Source organism: Kluyvera sp. EC_51 (assembly GCF_019584505.1).
GTDB lineage: Bacteria > Pseudomonadota > Gammaproteobacteria > Enterobacterales > Enterobacteriaceae > Kluyvera > Kluyvera sichuanensis.
The window spans coordinates 26,135-42,598 of sequence record NZ_VDAG01000111.1; the positions used below are offsets into that span (position 1 = coordinate 26,135).

Consider the following 16,464-nt stretch of genomic DNA (forward strand, 5'->3'; position numbering starts at 1 on the left):
TCCGTTAAATCGTCCTGAAAACTAGCAGCAGCAAGCAGGCGAAGACCGGAACCGCCGCCGTCAGGCTGTCAATGCGATCAAGGATGCCACCGTGACCGGGGATCAGATGACCGCTATCTTTGATACCAGCTTCACGTTTGAACATGCTCTCAGTGAGATCGCCCAAAACGGAGGCCAGCGCTGCCACGATGGAACAGGTTAACAGTGTGGATGGGGCGACGTCCAGATTTGCCCACAGGCCATAGGCCCAGGAAATGATTGCCGCCGTGACCAGGCCGCCGAAGAATCCTTGCCAGGTTTTCCCCGGAGAAACTTTCGGTGCCAGCTTATGTTTGCCAAACAGCTTGCCAAACATATAGGCGCCAGAGTCCGCGCCCCAAACCAGAATCATGACGTAAAGCAGCCACAGTGCGCCGCTGTAGTGGTTTTCATCATAATGCCAGGAACGCAGTGCCAGCATGCCCCAGAAGAAAGGAACGATAGTGACGATGCCAAAAATCAGGCGCAGCGCTTTGGATTGGCGCCAGATAGCGGCGGAGCCAGGATAAGAAAGCACCAGCAGTAAGGCCACCACCCACCAAATTAGGGAGGCCCACAGCGAGGTTTCTACCACCGGCTGATGGATATTATGGTGATATTCCGGAATTAAGAAGAGCATCACCGCTAGCAACAGGCCACAGAGTACCGCCAGCCACACGCGTTGTGTCCGCGAGGTGAAACCGCTTAATTGCCCCCATTCCCATGCCGCCAGCATACACACCACCAGCGTGACAATAGCGAAGCCGCCGGGCGGCAGCAGAAATAGGGCTGCAATAACAACCGGTATTAAGATTAATGCAGAAATCAGGCGATACTTCAGCAAAAGCTACCCCCATCAGGCCTTGTCGCCACCAGGCTCGGTGCCACCGAAACGTCGTTCGCGATTGGCGAAAGCATGCAGCGCACCTTCAAAGTCTTGTTCATCGAAATCGGGCCAAAGAACATCAGTAAAGTAAAGTTCAGCATAGGCGATTTGCCAGATAAGAAAATTACTGATTCGATGCTCTCCCCCGGTCCTAATCACTAAATCAACGGGAGCCAGTTCATGCATGCAGATCTGCTGAGACAGCAGCTCTTCACTAATTTGATCGGGGCGGAGCTCCCCTTCCTGAACCTGTTCGGCTAAGCGCTGAACTCCCTGAACAATATCCCATCGGCCGCCATAGTTAGCCGCGATGTTCAATGTTAACCCCGTATTATTTTCCGTCAGCGCTTCGGCTTTGCGGATTCGCTCCTGCAGGCGCGAATTAAACCGACGGGTATCGCCAATGATCCGCAACCGAACGTTATGACGGTGCAGACTTTTCACTTCGCTGTCCAGCGCCCAGACGAACAGCTCCATCAACGCACTCACCTCTTGCTCAGGGCGATTCCAGTTTTCACTGCTGAATGCGTATAGCGTTAATGCTTCTATACCGTTGCTAGCCGCGTAGGATACGGCACGGCGCACGGATTTCGCCCCGGCTTTGTGGCCAAAGGCGCGAATCTTACCTTGCTTTTTCGCCCAGCGACCATTGCCATCCATAATGATCGCCACATGACGGCAACCGTGGGCTGGCTGATTCTCGCTGGTTGGTTGATTAGCAGACAACATAACGCGTTTTTAATCCATGAAAAGGGATGAGCGGTACCCCGGAATACAGCTATACACTTCATCCTCCAGGCAAACCCGGATGATTTTACGTATCTTTGTCTCGCAAAAAAGCCGTGCTAAATCACGGCTCTCCCAACCCCCCGGCGAAAACGCACGGCAATTGGGTGGCGCAGACTATATCACTGAAGCCAGATGCTAACAAATGCCGTGACGGGTTGTATGCTGATTCGGCTCTCATTACCTGACGAAAAGTTTCGTCTGGGTAGCCGCCTCTTCGCGTGCCCTGGCATCAATCGCCAGCACCTCTTCCACACTTTGCGGTTCCCGGTGGTTAAGATGATTGAGCACCGCCAGATTGACGTTGGCAATATCGGTAAAGCGGATTTGGCCGTCAAGGAACGCCGCTACTGAGACTTCGTTCGCCGCGTTCAGCGCCGTTGTTGCCGCCTGCCCCTGCTCGAAAGCCTCCATCGCCAGCTTCAGACAAGGGTAGCGAGCATAATCCGGTTCGGAGAAGCTTAATGCGCCCATCTTGCAGAAATCTAACGGCTTCGCGCCGGAAACGACGCGATGAGGCCACGCCATAGTATTGGCGATCGGCGTCCGCATATCAGGCTCACCCAGCTGCGCCAGTACGCTGCCGTCCTGGTACCGCACCATTGAGTGAATCACCGACTGAGGATGAATCAGTACTTCCATCTGCTTAGCTGAAGCATTAAACAGCCAGCGGGCTTCGATGTATTCCAGACCTTTATTCATCATAGTGGCCGAGTCGACGGAGATTTTACGTCCCATCGACCAGTTCGGATGACGGCAAGCCTGATCCGGCGTCATTGCGCCGAGATCGCTGATTGGCGTCTCACGGAACGGGCCACCTGACCCGGTAAGCAAAATGGATGACACCCCATGCTGCTCAAGGTCAGCGTACCCTAAGTCGGACTGAAAACTTTGCGGTAAACTCTGAAAGATGGCGTTATGCTCGCTATCAACCGGCAGGAGCTGCGCGCGATGCGCTTTTACCGCCTCCAGGAACAGACGTCCACAGGTCACCAGCGACTCTTTGTTCGCCAGCAGGATGGTTTTGCCTGCACGAATAGCCGAGAGCGTCGGCAGCAGCCCCGCAGCACCAACGATAGCCGCCATCACCTGATCGACCTCATCCAGAGCCGCAACATCACACGCCGCCTGCTGCCCGCAAAGCACTTCCGTACGGCTGCCGTGCTCACGCAGCGCCAGCTTCACCGCATCGGCGCTCTTCGCGTCATCCATTACCGCATAGCGAGGGGCAAACTCCAGGCACTGTTCAACCATCCGCTCGACGTTTTTACCTGCCACCAGCGCCGTTACCGCAAAACGTTCACGGTTGTGACGCACCACGTCCAGCGTGTTGCAACCAATAGAGCCCGTTGAGCCCAGGACAGTTAATTGCTTCATGAGATATTCCGGATAGATAGATTTACTCTATGGATTTCAAGCGGTAGGAAGGCAGCAAGTGAGCGCAGCCAACGCACCTGCGGCTTGAAAGACGACGAGTAAAAGCAAAACGCCGCCAGCAAAGCACTAATGCTTCCTGTACGGCGTTCATCGCACAACTTACACAGCTTAGAACTGCATCAGTTCCGCTTCTTTCTCAGCCAGCGCCGCTTCAATTTTCTTGATAGCAACGTCGGTCAGTTTTTGTACGTCTTCCTGAGAACGGCGATCGTCATCTTCGCTGATCTCTTTGTCTTTCAGCAGCGCCTTCACTTTATCGTTCGCATCACGACGAACGTTACGCACGGAAACGCGCGCCTGTTCAGCTTCGCCACGGACGATTTTAGTCAGGTCTTTACGACGCTCTTCGGTCAGCGGAGGCAGCGGAACGCGAATGTCGGTGCCCGCGGAGCTTGGGTTCAGACCGAGGTCAGACGCCATAATCGCTTTCTCAACAGCAGGACCCATAGAGCGGTCGAATACGTTGATTTTCAGGGTACGGGTATCTTCTACGGTGACGCTTGCCAGTTGACGCAGCGGCGTAGCGGTGCCGTAATACTCAACGACAATGCCGTCCAGCAGGCTAGGAGAAGCACGACCCGTGCGAATTTTGCTGATTTGGTTTTTGAATGCTTCTACACATTTGTCCATGCGTACTTCAGCATCTTTTCTGATATCGCTAATCACGTTACGAATCCTTGAAAACTAGTCTCAGTCGACCAGACAATGACACATTGCTATGAATGCGCTAAGTATAGTCTCGTTTAAATCATGCCACAGAATATACTCGTCGTCTTTCAAGCTGCGGGGGCGTTGGCTGCATTCGCTCACCCGAATCACTTACTAGAGTAAGCTCATCGGGATTCCCTCACTTGCCGCCTTCCCGCAGCTCGAAATCCATAGAGTATGAATCAATTCTGCCGGATAAACGCGAATCTTACCCGGAAATGGCCGCAACGGAAATTATTCCGTAATTAAAGTGCCTTCTTTTTCGCCCATCACCACACGACGCAGTGCACCTGGTTTATTCATGTTGAATACGCGAATTGGCAATTTGTGGTCACGAGCCAGCGTAAAGGCCGCCAGATCCATGACTTTCAGTTCTTTATCCAGCACTTCGGTGTAGGTCAGCTGCTCATACATGGTGGCAGACGGATCTTTTGCTGGGTCAGCGGTGAACACGCCGTCAACTTTGGTTGCTTTCAGTACCACGTCGGCTTCAATTTCGATGCCGCGCAGGCAGGCTGCAGAGTCCGTGGTAAAGAACGGGTTGCCGGTACCGGCGGACAGAATCACGACGCGGTTGTTACGCAGCAGGCTGATAGCCTCTGCCCAGCTGTAGTTGTCGCAAACGCCATTCAGCGGAATTGCTGACATCAGGCGGGCGTTCACATAGGCGCGATGCAGTGCGTCACGCATTGCCAGGCCGTTCATTACCGTTGCCAGCATGCCCATGTGGTCGCCCACAACGCGGTTCATACCCGCTTTCGCCAGACCCGCACCGCGGAACAGGTTGCCACCACCAATGACGACACCCACCTGGATGCCCAGCTCAACAAGTTCTTTAATCTCTTGCGCCATGCGGTCAAGAATACTTGCGTCAATACCGAAGCCTTCAGTCCCCTGCAATGCTTCACCGCTAAGCTTGAGCAGAATACGTTTGTAGACAGGTTTTGCGTTGGTAGCCATTTTCTTTCCTGGAGTGTCACGATTGGGATGGTAAAAATTCTGGTGACATCATGCGTTCCTTGCCAGAGCGTCCCTATAGGAGCTGGCTGATTCTCACATGACGATTTTGTGCGTTAACCTTTAGCGCACAAAAGAGAGCCGCCCTCAGGCGGCTCCTTTACAGCAATTAAGACTGCTTGGACATTGCAGCAACTTCTGCTGCGAAGTCAGTCTCAACTTTCTCGATGCCTTCGCCCACTTCGAAGCGGATGAAGCCAGTTACGTCAGCGTTGTGCTCTTTCAGCAGCTGACCAACAGACTTGCTTGGATCCATAACGAATGGCTGGCCAGTCAGAGAAACTTCGCCGGTGAATTTCTTCATGCGGCCTTCAACCATTTTCTCTGCGATTTCTTTTGGCTTACCAGACTGCATCGCGATGTCCAGCTGTACCTGGTATTCTTTCTCTACCACTTCAGCGGATACGTCTTCTGGTTTAACGAATTCTGGCTTGCTTGCAGCAACGTGCATTGCCAGCTGTTTAACCAGCTCTTCGTCAGCGCCTTTAGCAGCAACCAGAACACCGATACGTGCGCCGTGCTGGTAGTTGCCCAGAACTTCGCCTTCCAGGGAAGCAACGCGACGGATGTTGATGTTCTCACCGATTTTAGCAACCAGCGCAACGCGTTCTTCTTCGAACTGTGCTTTCAGAACGTCAACGTCGGTGATGTTACCAGCAACAGCTGCGTCCAGAACTTTGTCAGCAAATGCCTGGAAACCGGAGTCTTTAGCAACGAAGTCAGTCTGGCAGTTAACTTCCAGAATGAAGGCGATGTTGCCATTGATTTTGGTTTTGATCACGCCGTCAGCAGCAACGTTGCCTGCTTTTTTCGCTGCTTTGATAGCACCGGATTTACGCATGTTTTCGATTGCCAGCTCGATGTCGCCATTAGCTTCAGTCAGGGCTTTTTTGCAATCCATCATGCCTGCGCCAGTACGCTCACGCAGCTCTTTTACCAGGGAAGCGGTAATTTCAGCCATTCTAAAATCCTCGGAAGATTTGATCTGCCCGGCGATAAACCGCACAGATTTAAAAGTGAAAAAGGGGGCCATAAACAGGCCCCCTAACCAAACGTGTTACTACCTGGTTTATAAGGGCTCTTTCGAGCGTGCCTTATTACTCAGCTTCTACGAAGCTTTCTTCCGCCTGGGAAGCCAGATCAGAAGAACGGCCTTCACGAACGGTAGCAGCAACTGCGCTCAGGTACAGGGTCACAGCACGGATTGCATCGTCGTTACCAGGGATAACGAAGTCAACGCCATCTGGATCAGAGTTGGTATCAACGATAGAGAATACTGGGATACCCAGGTTGTTCGCTTCTTTGATAGCAATGTGTTCATGGTCAGCATCGATAACGAACAGTGCGTCCGGCAGGCCGCCCATGTCTTTAATACCGCCCAGGCTGTTTTCCAGTTTCGCCAGCTCACGAGTACGCATCAGCGCTTCTTTCTTGGTCAGCTTGTCGAAAGTACCGTCCTGAGACTGAGTTTCCAGATCTTTCAGACGTTTGATGGACTGACGAACGGTTTTCCAGTTAGTCAGCATACCGCCCAGCCAGCGATGGTTCACGAAGAACTGGTCGCAGCTGTTAGCAGCTTCTTTCACAGCTTCGCTTGCAGCGCGCTTAGTACCAACGAAAAGGATTTTACCTTTACGAGCGGAGATCTTGTTCAGTTCAGCCAGAGCTTCGTTGAACATTGGTACAGTTTTCTCAAGGTTGATGATGTGAACTTTGTTACGAGCGCCGAAGATGAAAGGCTTCATTTTCGGGTTCCAGTAACGGGTCTGGTGACCGAAGTGAACACCAGCCTTGAGCATGTCGCGCATGGAAACAGTTGCCATGGTTAAAACCTCTATAGATTAAGTTGGGGTTATGCCTCCACGTATCCCATATTACCGACCCCGAAGGGCACCCCGGAATATGTGCCGATACGTGTGTGTTATTTACACAAAGTGAGATTTGTCGCTTCCGGACAAAACAATGAACGGAAGTTCGGCGCGCTTTATACCATAAAAACGATGCCGACACCAACAGTTGTTATCATTGCGCAGGGCACGAAAGGCGAAGTTCAGAATGATTCTCAATTTGGCACAGGGCACTTCTGGCTGTTAACATTGACATTACTAACACTCAATTATTGTCGAAAAAATCGACACTGATGGACATATTCCATGGCGATTTCTATTAAGACCCCTGAAGATATTGAAAAAATGCGCGTTGCCGGCCGTCTGGCCGCCGAAGTGCTGGAAATGATCGAACCGTACGTGAAGCCTGGCGTGACTACCGGCGAACTGGACCGCATCTGCAATGACTATATCGTCAACGAGCAGAAAGCGGTCTCCGCCTGCCTGAACTACCACGGTTTCCCGAAATCCGTCTGCATCTCCATTAATGAAGTGGTATGTCACGGTATCCCGGATGACGAAAAACACCTGAAAGACGGCGATATCGTCAACATCGACGTCACGGTCATCAAAGACGAATTCCACGGTGACACCTCAAAAATGTTTATCGTCGGTAAACCCACCATTCTGGGCGAGCGTCTGTGCCGCGTGACTCAGGAAAGCCTCTACGTCGCGCTGAAAATGGTGAAACCGGGCGTGAACCTGCGCGAAATCGGCGCCGCTATCCAGAAGTTTGTGGAAGCGGAAGGTTTCTCCGTCGTGCGCGAATACTGCGGTCACGGCATTGGCCGCGGCTTCCATGAAGAGCCGCAGGTACTGCACTATGATTCTCGCGAAACCGACGTGGTGCTGAAGCAGGGCATGACCTTCACCATCGAACCGATGGTGAACGCGGGTAAGAAAGAGATCCGCACCATGAAAGACGGCTGGACGGTAAAAACCAAAGACCGAAGCTTGTCTGCGCAGTACGAGCATACTATTGTGGTGACAGACAACGGCTGCGAAATACTGACGTTACGCAAGGATGACACCATCCCGGCGATAATCTCGCACAACGAATAACGAAGAGCCGGCGAATGCCGGCTTTTTTAATGGGTGATAGTTTTTTCTTATGGGCGGCGCGCGATGAGTAACTCCATACCAGAACTGGCTTGTACAATCCTCCCTGCTCTGCCCGGTCAGCCGGAGAACCCCGTCAGTTGGCCCGAAAGCAGCCTGAACTGCGCCGATATCAAAATGCATCTCGATGAATTCCAGCGCTGGCTGGGGGTCGCTTTTGATGAAGGCATCTCTGCCGAGGTGTTGATTGAAGCGCGTACCGAGTTTATCGACCAACTGCTGCAGCGGCTGTGGCTGCTGTACGGCTTTGGCGAAGTGGATGACGCTGCGCTGGTTGCCGTTGGCGGCTACGGTCGCGGCGAGCTGCACCCGCTTTCCGACGTTGACCTGCTGATTCTGAGCCGTAAAAAGCTGCCCGATGAGCAGGCGCAAAAAATTGGCGAACTGCTGACGCTGCTGTGGGACATCAAGCTGGAAGTGGGCCACAGCGTACGTACGCTGGAAGAGTGCCTGTTGGAAGGCTTATCAGACTTGACTGTCGCCACCAACCTGATTGAATCACGCCTGCTGATTGGCGACGTGGCGCTGTTCCTTGAGCTGCAGAAACATATCTTCAGCGAGGGCTTCTGGCCGTCAGAGAACTTCTTCCCGGCCAAAGTCGCCGAGCAGGAAACGCGCCACCAGCGCTATCACGGCACCAGTTACAACCTCGAACCGGACATTAAAAGCAGCCCCGGCGGCCTACGCGACATCCACACCATTCAGTGGGTCGCCCGCCGTCACTTTGGCGCCACCTCGCTCGACGAAATGGTGAGCTTTGGCTTCCTGACCGAAGCGGAGCGTAATGAGCTGAACGAGTGCTTGCACCTGCTATGGCGCATCCGTTTCGCCCTGCATCTTGAACTCAACCGCTATGATAACCGTCTGCTGTTCGACCGCCAGCTTAGCGTGGCCCATCGTCTGAAGTACGAAGGCGAAGGCAACCAGCCAATCGAACACATGATGAAGGACTTCTATCGCGTCACTCGCCGCGTCGGCGAGCTGAATCACATGCTGCTACAGCTGTTCGATGAGGCGATCCTCGCGCTCACCGAAGATGAAAAGCCGCGGGCGATTGACGATGACTTCCAGCTGCGCGGCACGCTTATCGATCTGCGCGACGATACCCTGTTCATCCGCGAGCCGCAGGCCATTCTGCGCATGTTCCACATCATGGTGCGTAACAGCAGCATTACCGGTATTTACTCGACCACGCTACGTCATCTACGTCATGCGCGTCGCCACCTCAGCCAGCCACTGTGCTATATCCCGGAAGCGCGTGAGCTGTTCCTGAGCATGCTTCGCCACCAGGGCGCCGTCAGCCGTGGCCTGCTGCCGATGCACCGTCACAGCGTGCTGTGGGCCTATATGCCACAGTGGTCCTATATCGTCGGTCAGATGCAGTTTGACCTGTTCCATGCCTACACCGTGGATGAACATACGATTCGCGTGATGCTGAAGCTTGAGAGCTTTGCCCACGAAGAGACGCGCCCGCGCCATCCGCTGTGCGTCGACCTCTGGCCGCGGCTAAATCATCCGGAACTTATCCTGATTGCCGCCCTGTTCCACGATATCGCCAAAGGGCGCGGCGGCGACCACTCCATTCTCGGCGCACAGGATGTCCTGAAGTTCGCCGAGCTGCACGGCCTGAACTCGCGGGAAACCCAACTGGTCGCCTGGCTGGTACGTCAGCATCTGTTGATGTCGGTCACCGCACAGCGCCGCGATATTCAGGACCCAGAAGTCATTAAACAGTTTGCCGAAGAGGTGCAGACCGAGCATCGCCTGCGCTTCCTGGTGTGCCTGACGGTTGCCGATATCTGCGCCACCAACGAAACCCTGTGGAATAGTTGGAAGCAGAGCCTGCTGCGCGAACTCTACTTCGCCACCGAGAAACAGTTGCGTCGTGGGATGCAGAACACGCCGGATATGCGCGAGCGTGTTCGTCACCATCAGATGCAGGCGCTGGCGTTGCTGCGTATGGACAACATCAACGAAGAAGCGCTGCACCAAATCTGGAACCGCTGCCGCGCCAACTACTTTGTGCGCCATACGCCGAACCAGCTTGCGTGGCATGCCCGCCATTTGCTGAAACACGATCTGACGCAACCGATGATCCTGCTTAGCCCGCAGGCCACCCGCGGCGGTACGGAGATCTTTATCTGGAGCCCGGACCGCCCCTATCTGTTTGCCGCCGTGTGCGCCGAGCTTGACCGCCGTAACCTCAGCGTCCATGACGCACAGATTTTCACCACCCGCGACGGCATGGCGATGGACTCGTTTATCGTCCTTGAGCCAGACGGCAGCCCGCTCTCCGGCGACCGCCACGAAGCCATCCGCTTTGGGCTGGAGCAGGCGATCACCCAGCGCAGCTGGCAGCCACCGCAGCCACGTCGTCAGGCAGCAAAACTGCGCCACTTCTCGGTCGATACCGAGGTCAATTTCCTGCCGACCCACACCGACCGGAAATCGTTCCTCGAGCTTATCGCGCTCGACCAACCCGGCCTGCTTGCTCGCGTCGGCCAGGTGTTTGCCGACCTCGGGATCTCGCTCCACGGGGCGAGAATTACGACAATTGGTGAACGAGTAGAAGATTTATTTATAATCGCCACCGCCGACCGGCGTGCACTTAATAATGTGCTCCAGCAAGAAGTGCAACAACGGTTGACAGCAGCCCTCAATCCAAACGATAAAGGGTGACGTATTTTTTTTAAGTAAATGGAAAGAGTAAACAATGCAGCAATTACAGAACGTTATTGAGTCCGCTTTTGAGCGTCGCGCCGACATCACGCCGGCAAATGTGGATACCGTAACCCGCGAAGCGGTTAACCAGGTGATTTCCCTGCTGGATTCCGGCGCGCTGCGTGTCGCTGAAAAGATTGACGGTCAGTGGGTGACTCACCAATGGCTGAAGAAAGCGGTTCTGCTCTCTTTCCGTATTAACGATAACCAGGTTATCGACGGTGCGGAAAGCCGCTACTTCGATAAAGTACCAATGAAATTCGCTGACTACGACGAAGCGCGTTTCCAGAAAGAAGGTTTCCGCGTGGTGCCCCCGGCAGCCGTTCGTCAGGGCGCATTCATCGCTCGCAACACCGTGCTGATGCCATCCTACGTGAACATCGGTGCTTACGTTGACGAAGGCTCCATGGTAGATACCTGGGCGACCGTGGGTTCTTGCGCGCAGATCGGTAAAAACGTTCACCTGTCCGGCGGCGTCGGCATCGGTGGCGTACTGGAGCCGCTGCAGGCGAACCCAACCATCATCGAAGACAACTGCTTCATCGGCGCACGTTCCGAAGTGGTTGAAGGCGTTATCGTGGAAGAAGGCTCTGTTATCTCCATGGGCGTATACCTGGGCCAGAGCACCAAAATCTACGACCGCGAAACCGGTGAAGTATTCTATGGCCGCGTACCGGCAGGCTCCGTTGTCGTTTCCGGCAACTTGCCATCCAAAGATGGCAAGTACAGCCTGTACTGTGCGGTGATTGTGAAAAAAGTAGACGCCAAAACCCGTGGTAAAGTGGGCATCAACGAGCTATTGCGTACTATCGATTAATAAGATGCGAAAAAGCGGGGGCAACCCCGCTTTTTTTTATTCGTAAGCTGGCGGAAATAGATTTTTTCGTTAATTATTCAATAGTTAATTTAGATCAGGGGTACCGCTATGTACGATAATTTGAAAAGCCTGGGGATTACCAATCCCGATGAAATCGATCGTTACAGCCTCCGGCAGGAAGCCAACAACGATATCCTGAAAATCTATTTCCAGAAGGATAAGGGTGAGTTTTTCGCCAAGAGCGTGAAGTTCAAATACCCACGCCAGCGTAAAACGATTGCCGGCGATGGTCAGGGCTTCAAAGAAGTGCAGGAGATCAGCCCAAACCTGCGCTACGTGATTGATGAGCTGGACCAGATTTGCCAGCGCGATCGCACCGAAGTCGATCTTAAGCGTAAGATCCTCGACGATCTGCGCCATCTCGAAAGCGTCGTGACCAACAAGATCAGCGAGATTGAAGCCGATCTGGAGAAGTTAACGCGCAATAAGTAAATTTTTGCGGGTTGTCTTCCCGGGGTCGCTTGCGCTCGCCCGGGCTACAAGCCAAATGTAGCCCGGCCAAGCGCAGCGCCGCCGGGTTCTACTACCGTTGTTCATCCAGCTGCAACGCAATATACAGCAGTAAGCGATCATCGAAATTCCCCAAATCCAGCCCGGTGAGCTCCGAAATTCGGTTCAATCGATACTCCAGCGTATTGCGGTGAATAAACAGCGCCTTTGAGGTTGCCAGTGGCTGCACGTTATGGCGAAACCAGGCCGTCAACGTACGACGCAGCAGGCCGTTGTTATCCATCGCCTTCAGACGCATCAGCGGACGCGACAGCTCATTGGCCTGCCAGCCACCGCGCAGGCTGTCGAGCAGCACCGGCAGCATCAAATCCTGGTAAAAATAGCTGCGGCTCTCCGGCATACGCTGCTTACCCACCATCATGGTGGTGCGCGCCGTACGGTAGGAACGGGCGATGCTGCCCGGCCCGGTAAAATAGTTGCCCAGCGCCACGCGAAAACGCAGATGCCCGTTCTCTTTCATGCGGGAGATCAGCTGTTCCACGCGCTTCTGGTGATCTTCCGCGTCCCAACGGCCAAACTGATTAAGCGCCGGTTTCAGCACTACCATCTCGGTCAGCGAGACTATCGCAATCAGGTTGTTACGCTCCGGCGTCGTCAGCGCATTTTGCAGCTGCTGAAGCTCCGCCATCGCACTATCAACGCCCAGTTGTCCGCTGTCGACCTCCACCACCGCCGCGACGCGTGGCTGATTAAGGTCAATGCCCAGTCGCTGCGCCCATTCAGTCAGCGCCGGCGTGTTCTCCTCGGCCTGAATCAGGTTCATCACCAGCTCTTCACGCAGTCGGCTATCCTGCGCCAACAGATGCATCAGGCGCGATTGCTCAAGCATCATCTCTGCGGTCATGCACACCAGTTCGCCATATTTGCGCAGCGTTTCCGGCTCACCGGTCAGGCCGATAACACCAACGATCTCACCTTCCAGGCGCAATGGCAGGTTGATCCCCTGACGCACCCCGTGCAGATGGCGGGCTACGGCATCGTCGATATCCACCACGCGCCCTTGTGAGAGTACCAGCAGCGCGCCTTCGTGCAATTCCCCAATACGTTCACGATCGCCGCTGCCGATAATGCGCCCGCGGGCATCCATTACGTTGATATTGGTATCGATAATGCGCATCGTGCGCGCCACGATATCCTGCGCCATTTTAGTATCAAGATGCCAGCTAGCCATGAACCCCTCCTGTGAGCAGGTTACATGATAGGAAAGATGCAAAAGCGCCGCACTGTGCAAATGCACAAAGCACGGTTGAGATCTATGGAGTTGTGGGGTGCTTCACATTACGAAGGGAAAAACCCTTTCCCCGGGCGGGGAAAGGGTTGAGGTCTCGATTACTGCATCAGCAGATAGATGGAGCTATCGCCACGCTGGATATTCAGCGCCAGTACCGAAGGTTTGCTATCGAGGATTTTACGCAGCTCAGCGATGTTTTTAACCGCCTGCTGGTTGGCGCCGACGATAATATCCCCTTTCTTCAGACCAATCTGCGCCGCCGGAGAACCCGCTTTTACGGTATTCACCACGACACCTTTGTCCTGACCTTTGTTGCTCATTTCAGCCCCTTCAATACCGCTGAAGATTGAGCTGGAGTCAACCTGAGTCTGGCTGCTCTGCTGCAGTTCCAGATCCACCGTTACCGGCTTACCGTCACGCAGCAGGCCGAGGCTGATTTTGCTGCCTACCGGCATGGTGCCAACCTGCGCACGCAGTGCAGCGAAGCTGCTGATCGCCTTGCCGTTCAGTGAGGTGATCACGTCACCGGCTTTGATCCCGGCTTTCGCCGCCGAAGAGTTCGGCATCACCTGGCTTACGAAGGCACCGCGCTGGGCGTCGACTTTCATCGCTTTCGCCAGTTCGGAGTTCAGCTCGGTACCCATGATACCCAGCTCACCGCGTTTCACCTGGCCGAATTTCACCATCTGGTCGGTCAGGTTTTTCACCATGTTGCTCGGGATGGCGAAACCGATACCGATGTTACCGCCGTCCGGTGCGAGGATCGCGGTATTAATACCGATAAGCTCACCGTTCAGGTTCACCAGCGCGCCGCCGGAGTTACCGCGGTTAATTGCCGCATCGGTCTGGATAAAGTTTTCGTAGTTTTCAACGTTCAGGCCGCTACGACCCAGCGCGGAGACGATACCGGAGGTCACGGTTTCACCCAGGCCGAACGGGTTACCGATAGCCACGGTGTAATCGCCGACGCGCAGGGCGTCAGAGTCCGCCAGCTTAATCGCCGTCAGGTTTTTCGGATCCTGAATCTGAATCAGCGCAATATCAGAACGCGGGTCTTTACCAACCACTTTCGCGTCAAACTTACGGCCGTCGCTCAGCTGAACCTTAATGGTATTGGCATTATCCACCACGTGGTTGTTGGTCACGACGTAACCTTTCGCCGCGTCAATCACCACCCCGGAGCCGAGGGCCATAAATTTCTGCTGCTGCTGTGGCTGATTGCCACCGTTACCGCCATCCGGGCCTGCACCGCCCTGGCAGAACGGAGAGCTCTGGAACGGAGAACCGTCCTGGCAGAACGGCGAGTTGTCGCCAAAGAACTGCTGGAAGTTACGTCCCATACGCGGCGTGTTTACCGTTGTGCTGCCCTCAACATTTATGCTGACGACAGACGGCATAACCTTTTCCAGCATCGGTGCCAGACTTGGCATTGGCTGTGCGGCGGATGCGGAAGAAGATGCCGTCTCGGCCGCGCTAGCGGACAACGGAGACAGAGCCAGACTTAAACTAAGAGCCAGTGCACTCATTGCTAACGTGGTTTTTTTCATGTGTTTCAATCTCAATATCAGATTACGCAAAATTGCTGTGTTCGTGACTATCAGATTCACTTTATGGCACTAAGTTCCGTACAACTGCATCTGCTAAAAGTAAAAATTTATTGAGCGTCTTTACAAAACTTCTGATTATTCTACCGCCATCAACCGCCGATATTCATCCCAGGCGTAGAGATCGGTCATCCCGCTGATATAATCCTGCAGCAGGCGGCAACGATAATAATATTCCATCACCGGAAACTCAACGGAATCACGGGAGAGTTTATTTACTGCCTCAACGTAAGCTAAACGATGACGCGTTGAGAGTTTACAAAACAACCGTGATTCGATAGGCAAGTGACGCACGCGTTCTTGCTCAACCAATTCGCTGAAGTCGCTTAAGGATAATTTAAGCAAAGGCGCGTAAATATCTAATAACCCGCCAATCACCCGATAGCCTTGTAATTCTAACTGTTCGACTTCAGGATGACTAAAGACATGTTTTCTAGCCACATTTTTATATAGCTTCAACAACTGGCTATAGCTACTGTCATCTTCCAGTAGTGCATGATTAAAATCACCCTGGTAGATCTGTGGCAGATTTTCAATAAATCGCTGCGCCGCGTAGGGCACCAGCTTATTTAAAGTATTCACCCGCAAATACATAAAGAACTGATCTTCCGTACTGCGGCTTAATGAATTCGCCCGGGATTTATCCCAGGCATTTTCCACCACCTGAGCAAACAACGAGCCTTTGGTGTGTTCAGGCCAGGCATCATATAAATGCTGGTACAGCTGCTCAACGCTGAAGATCCTTTTTTCTACCGCATCTTCGAGGTCAGCCACGCAATAAGAGATATCATCAGCGGCTTCCATAATCCACGTTAATGGGAATCGATTGTAAGGCGCTAAATCCAGTTCTTTACGTAAGCGTTCAATATAGTGCTCTTCCGCCAGGTAGTAGCCCGGTTTTTTCATTAAATAGCTGTGCGTCGCCGGGGTCTCCGTCGACCACCACGCCGGGCGTGTATATTTTAAAATACAGCCAACCTGCGCCCAGGTCAGGTTCATACGCATCAGGGTATGCACCAGGCGAATCCCCTGCGCATTGCCTTCAAAATGACAAAGATCCTGACGCACTTTGCTGCGCAGCGTATTGAGCGTCTCTTCGCCTTCACGGAGTCGAAGGTCGATAACCTCGCAGCGGTCGTGGCTCAGCGGTTGACGAAGCGCGTCTTTTGGCGCCAGCCGCTGGCTGAACCAGTCGTTGATTGCCGCTTCACCAAAATGACCAAACGGCGGGTTGCCGATATCGTGCATCAGGCAGGCCATCTCAACGATGCTTTCAAACGGCCCGGTCAGTTCGTCCAGGCCATAGGCCACCAGCAGATGTTTTTCCTTTAAGCGGCTTAACACCTCTTTGGCGATATAGCGCCCCACCTGCTGTACTTCCATCGAGTGCGTCAGGCGGGTTCGCACCGCGGCGTTGCGCTCTAGCGGGAATACCTGCGTTTTTTGCTGCAGGCGGCGGATGGCCGGTGAGTTGATAATGCGCCCGCGATCGCTTTCAAAAATACGCAGAATCTCATGCTCGGAGCTGACACCCTGCGGCGAGCGATAGCGCCGACGCCAGTTAATTTTGTTGCGAAAATCAATCTTAGCCATAGCCTCTCCGTCGCGAGCTTCCTATTACAAGAAATGCGCTTCCCCTGAACCACATGATAAACTATGCCTTT

The 16,464-nt window shown here is 53.8% G+C and carries 14 protein-coding genes; 4 read left to right on the plus strand and 10 right to left on the minus strand.

Annotated features, from left to right (window positions below; all coding sequences use genetic code 11):
- Positions 1 to 4: 4 nt before the first annotated feature.
- The 7 genes from cdsA to rpsB all read right to left on the minus strand — a co-directional run bounded on the left by cdsA (position 5) and on the right by rpsB (position 6,675).
- Positions 5 to 862 (minus strand): phosphatidate cytidylyltransferase, encoded by an 858-nt coding sequence (cdsA, locus tag FHC49_RS21615; RefSeq protein ID WP_185669218.1) that lies wholly within the window; start codon positions 860 to 862, stop codon positions 5 to 7.
- A gap of 12 nt (positions 863 to 874) precedes the next feature.
- Entirely contained in the window at positions 875 to 1,633 is a 759-nt protein-coding gene (gene ispU / locus FHC49_RS21620; RefSeq protein ID WP_185669219.1) for a (2E,6E)-farnesyl-diphosphate-specific ditrans,polycis-undecaprenyl-diphosphate synthase, read from the minus strand.
- A gap of 237 nt (positions 1,634 to 1,870) precedes the next feature.
- Positions 1,871 to 3,067 (minus strand): 1-deoxy-D-xylulose-5-phosphate reductoisomerase, encoded by a 1,197-nt coding sequence (gene ispC, locus FHC49_RS21625; RefSeq protein WP_220440830.1) that lies wholly within the window; start codon positions 3,065 to 3,067, stop codon positions 1,871 to 1,873.
- A 168-nt stretch (positions 3,068 to 3,235) separates the two neighbouring features.
- The gene (frr, locus tag FHC49_RS21630; RefSeq protein WP_035891962.1) at positions 3,236 to 3,793 is read right to left on the minus strand and encodes a ribosome recycling factor; all 558 of its coding nucleotides are present in this window, start codon (positions 3,791 to 3,793) and stop codon (positions 3,236 to 3,238) included.
- 276 nt (positions 3,794 to 4,069) lie between these two features.
- A complete protein-coding gene (pyrH, locus tag FHC49_RS21635; RefSeq protein ID WP_185669221.1) occupies positions 4,070 to 4,795 on the minus strand; it encodes a UMP kinase in 726 nt (241 codons plus the stop codon).
- A gap of 166 nt (positions 4,796 to 4,961) precedes the next feature.
- On the minus strand, positions 4,962 to 5,813 hold the full coding sequence (gene tsf, locus FHC49_RS21640; RefSeq protein WP_185669222.1) for a translation elongation factor Ts: 852 nt from the start codon (positions 5,811 to 5,813) through the stop codon (positions 4,962 to 4,964).
- Between the two features lie 136 nt (positions 5,814 to 5,949).
- Complete coding sequence (gene rpsB / locus FHC49_RS21645; RefSeq protein ID WP_185669223.1) at positions 5,950 to 6,675, minus strand: 30S ribosomal protein S2; 726 nt, start codon at positions 6,673 to 6,675, stop codon at positions 5,950 to 5,952.
- Positions 6,676 to 7,005: 330 nt separating this feature from the next.
- Here rpsB and map point away from each other — a divergent pair, with 330 nt between their 5' ends.
- The 4 genes from map (at position 7,006) to FHC49_RS21665 (ending at position 11,887) form a co-directional block, all read left to right on the plus strand.
- On the plus strand, positions 7,006 to 7,800 hold the full coding sequence (gene map / locus FHC49_RS21650) for a type I methionyl aminopeptidase (protein WP_035891958.1): 795 nt from the start codon (positions 7,006 to 7,008) through the stop codon (positions 7,798 to 7,800).
- A 63-nt stretch (positions 7,801 to 7,863) separates the two neighbouring features.
- Positions 7,864 to 10,536: a bifunctional uridylyltransferase/uridylyl-removing protein GlnD gene (gene glnD, locus FHC49_RS21655; RefSeq protein WP_223883250.1), complete on the plus strand. Its 2,673-nt coding sequence runs from the start codon at positions 7,864 to 7,866 to the stop codon at positions 10,534 to 10,536.
- 34 nt (positions 10,537 to 10,570) lie between these two features.
- Positions 10,571 to 11,395 (plus strand): 2,3,4,5-tetrahydropyridine-2,6-dicarboxylate N-succinyltransferase, encoded by an 825-nt coding sequence (gene dapD, locus FHC49_RS21660; RefSeq protein WP_004872026.1) that lies wholly within the window; start codon positions 10,571 to 10,573, stop codon positions 11,393 to 11,395.
- A 108-nt stretch (positions 11,396 to 11,503) separates the two neighbouring features.
- On the plus strand, positions 11,504 to 11,887 hold the full coding sequence (locus FHC49_RS21665; RefSeq protein WP_035891957.1) for a DUF3461 family protein: 384 nt from the start codon (positions 11,504 to 11,506) through the stop codon (positions 11,885 to 11,887).
- A 91-nt stretch (positions 11,888 to 11,978) separates the two neighbouring features.
- Here the strand turns inward: FHC49_RS21665 and cdaR are convergent, their stop codons facing one another.
- From cdaR to dgt, 3 genes are all read right to left on the minus strand, one after another.
- Positions 11,979 to 13,136, minus strand: coding sequence for a DNA-binding transcriptional regulator CdaR (gene cdaR / locus FHC49_RS21670; protein WP_185669224.1), 1,158 nt, complete (start codon positions 13,134 to 13,136; stop codon positions 11,979 to 11,981).
- A gap of 158 nt (positions 13,137 to 13,294) precedes the next feature.
- Positions 13,295 to 14,743 carry a serine endoprotease DegP gene (gene degP / locus FHC49_RS21675; RefSeq protein ID WP_185669225.1) on the minus strand — a complete coding sequence of 483 codons (1,449 nt, stop codon included), beginning with the start codon at positions 14,741 to 14,743 and terminating at the stop codon, positions 13,295 to 13,297.
- 135 nt (positions 14,744 to 14,878) lie between these two features.
- Entirely contained in the window at positions 14,879 to 16,393 is a 1,515-nt protein-coding gene (gene dgt, locus FHC49_RS21680; RefSeq protein ID WP_185669226.1) for a dGTPase, read from the minus strand.
- Between the last annotated feature and the right edge of the window lie 71 nt (positions 16,394 to 16,464).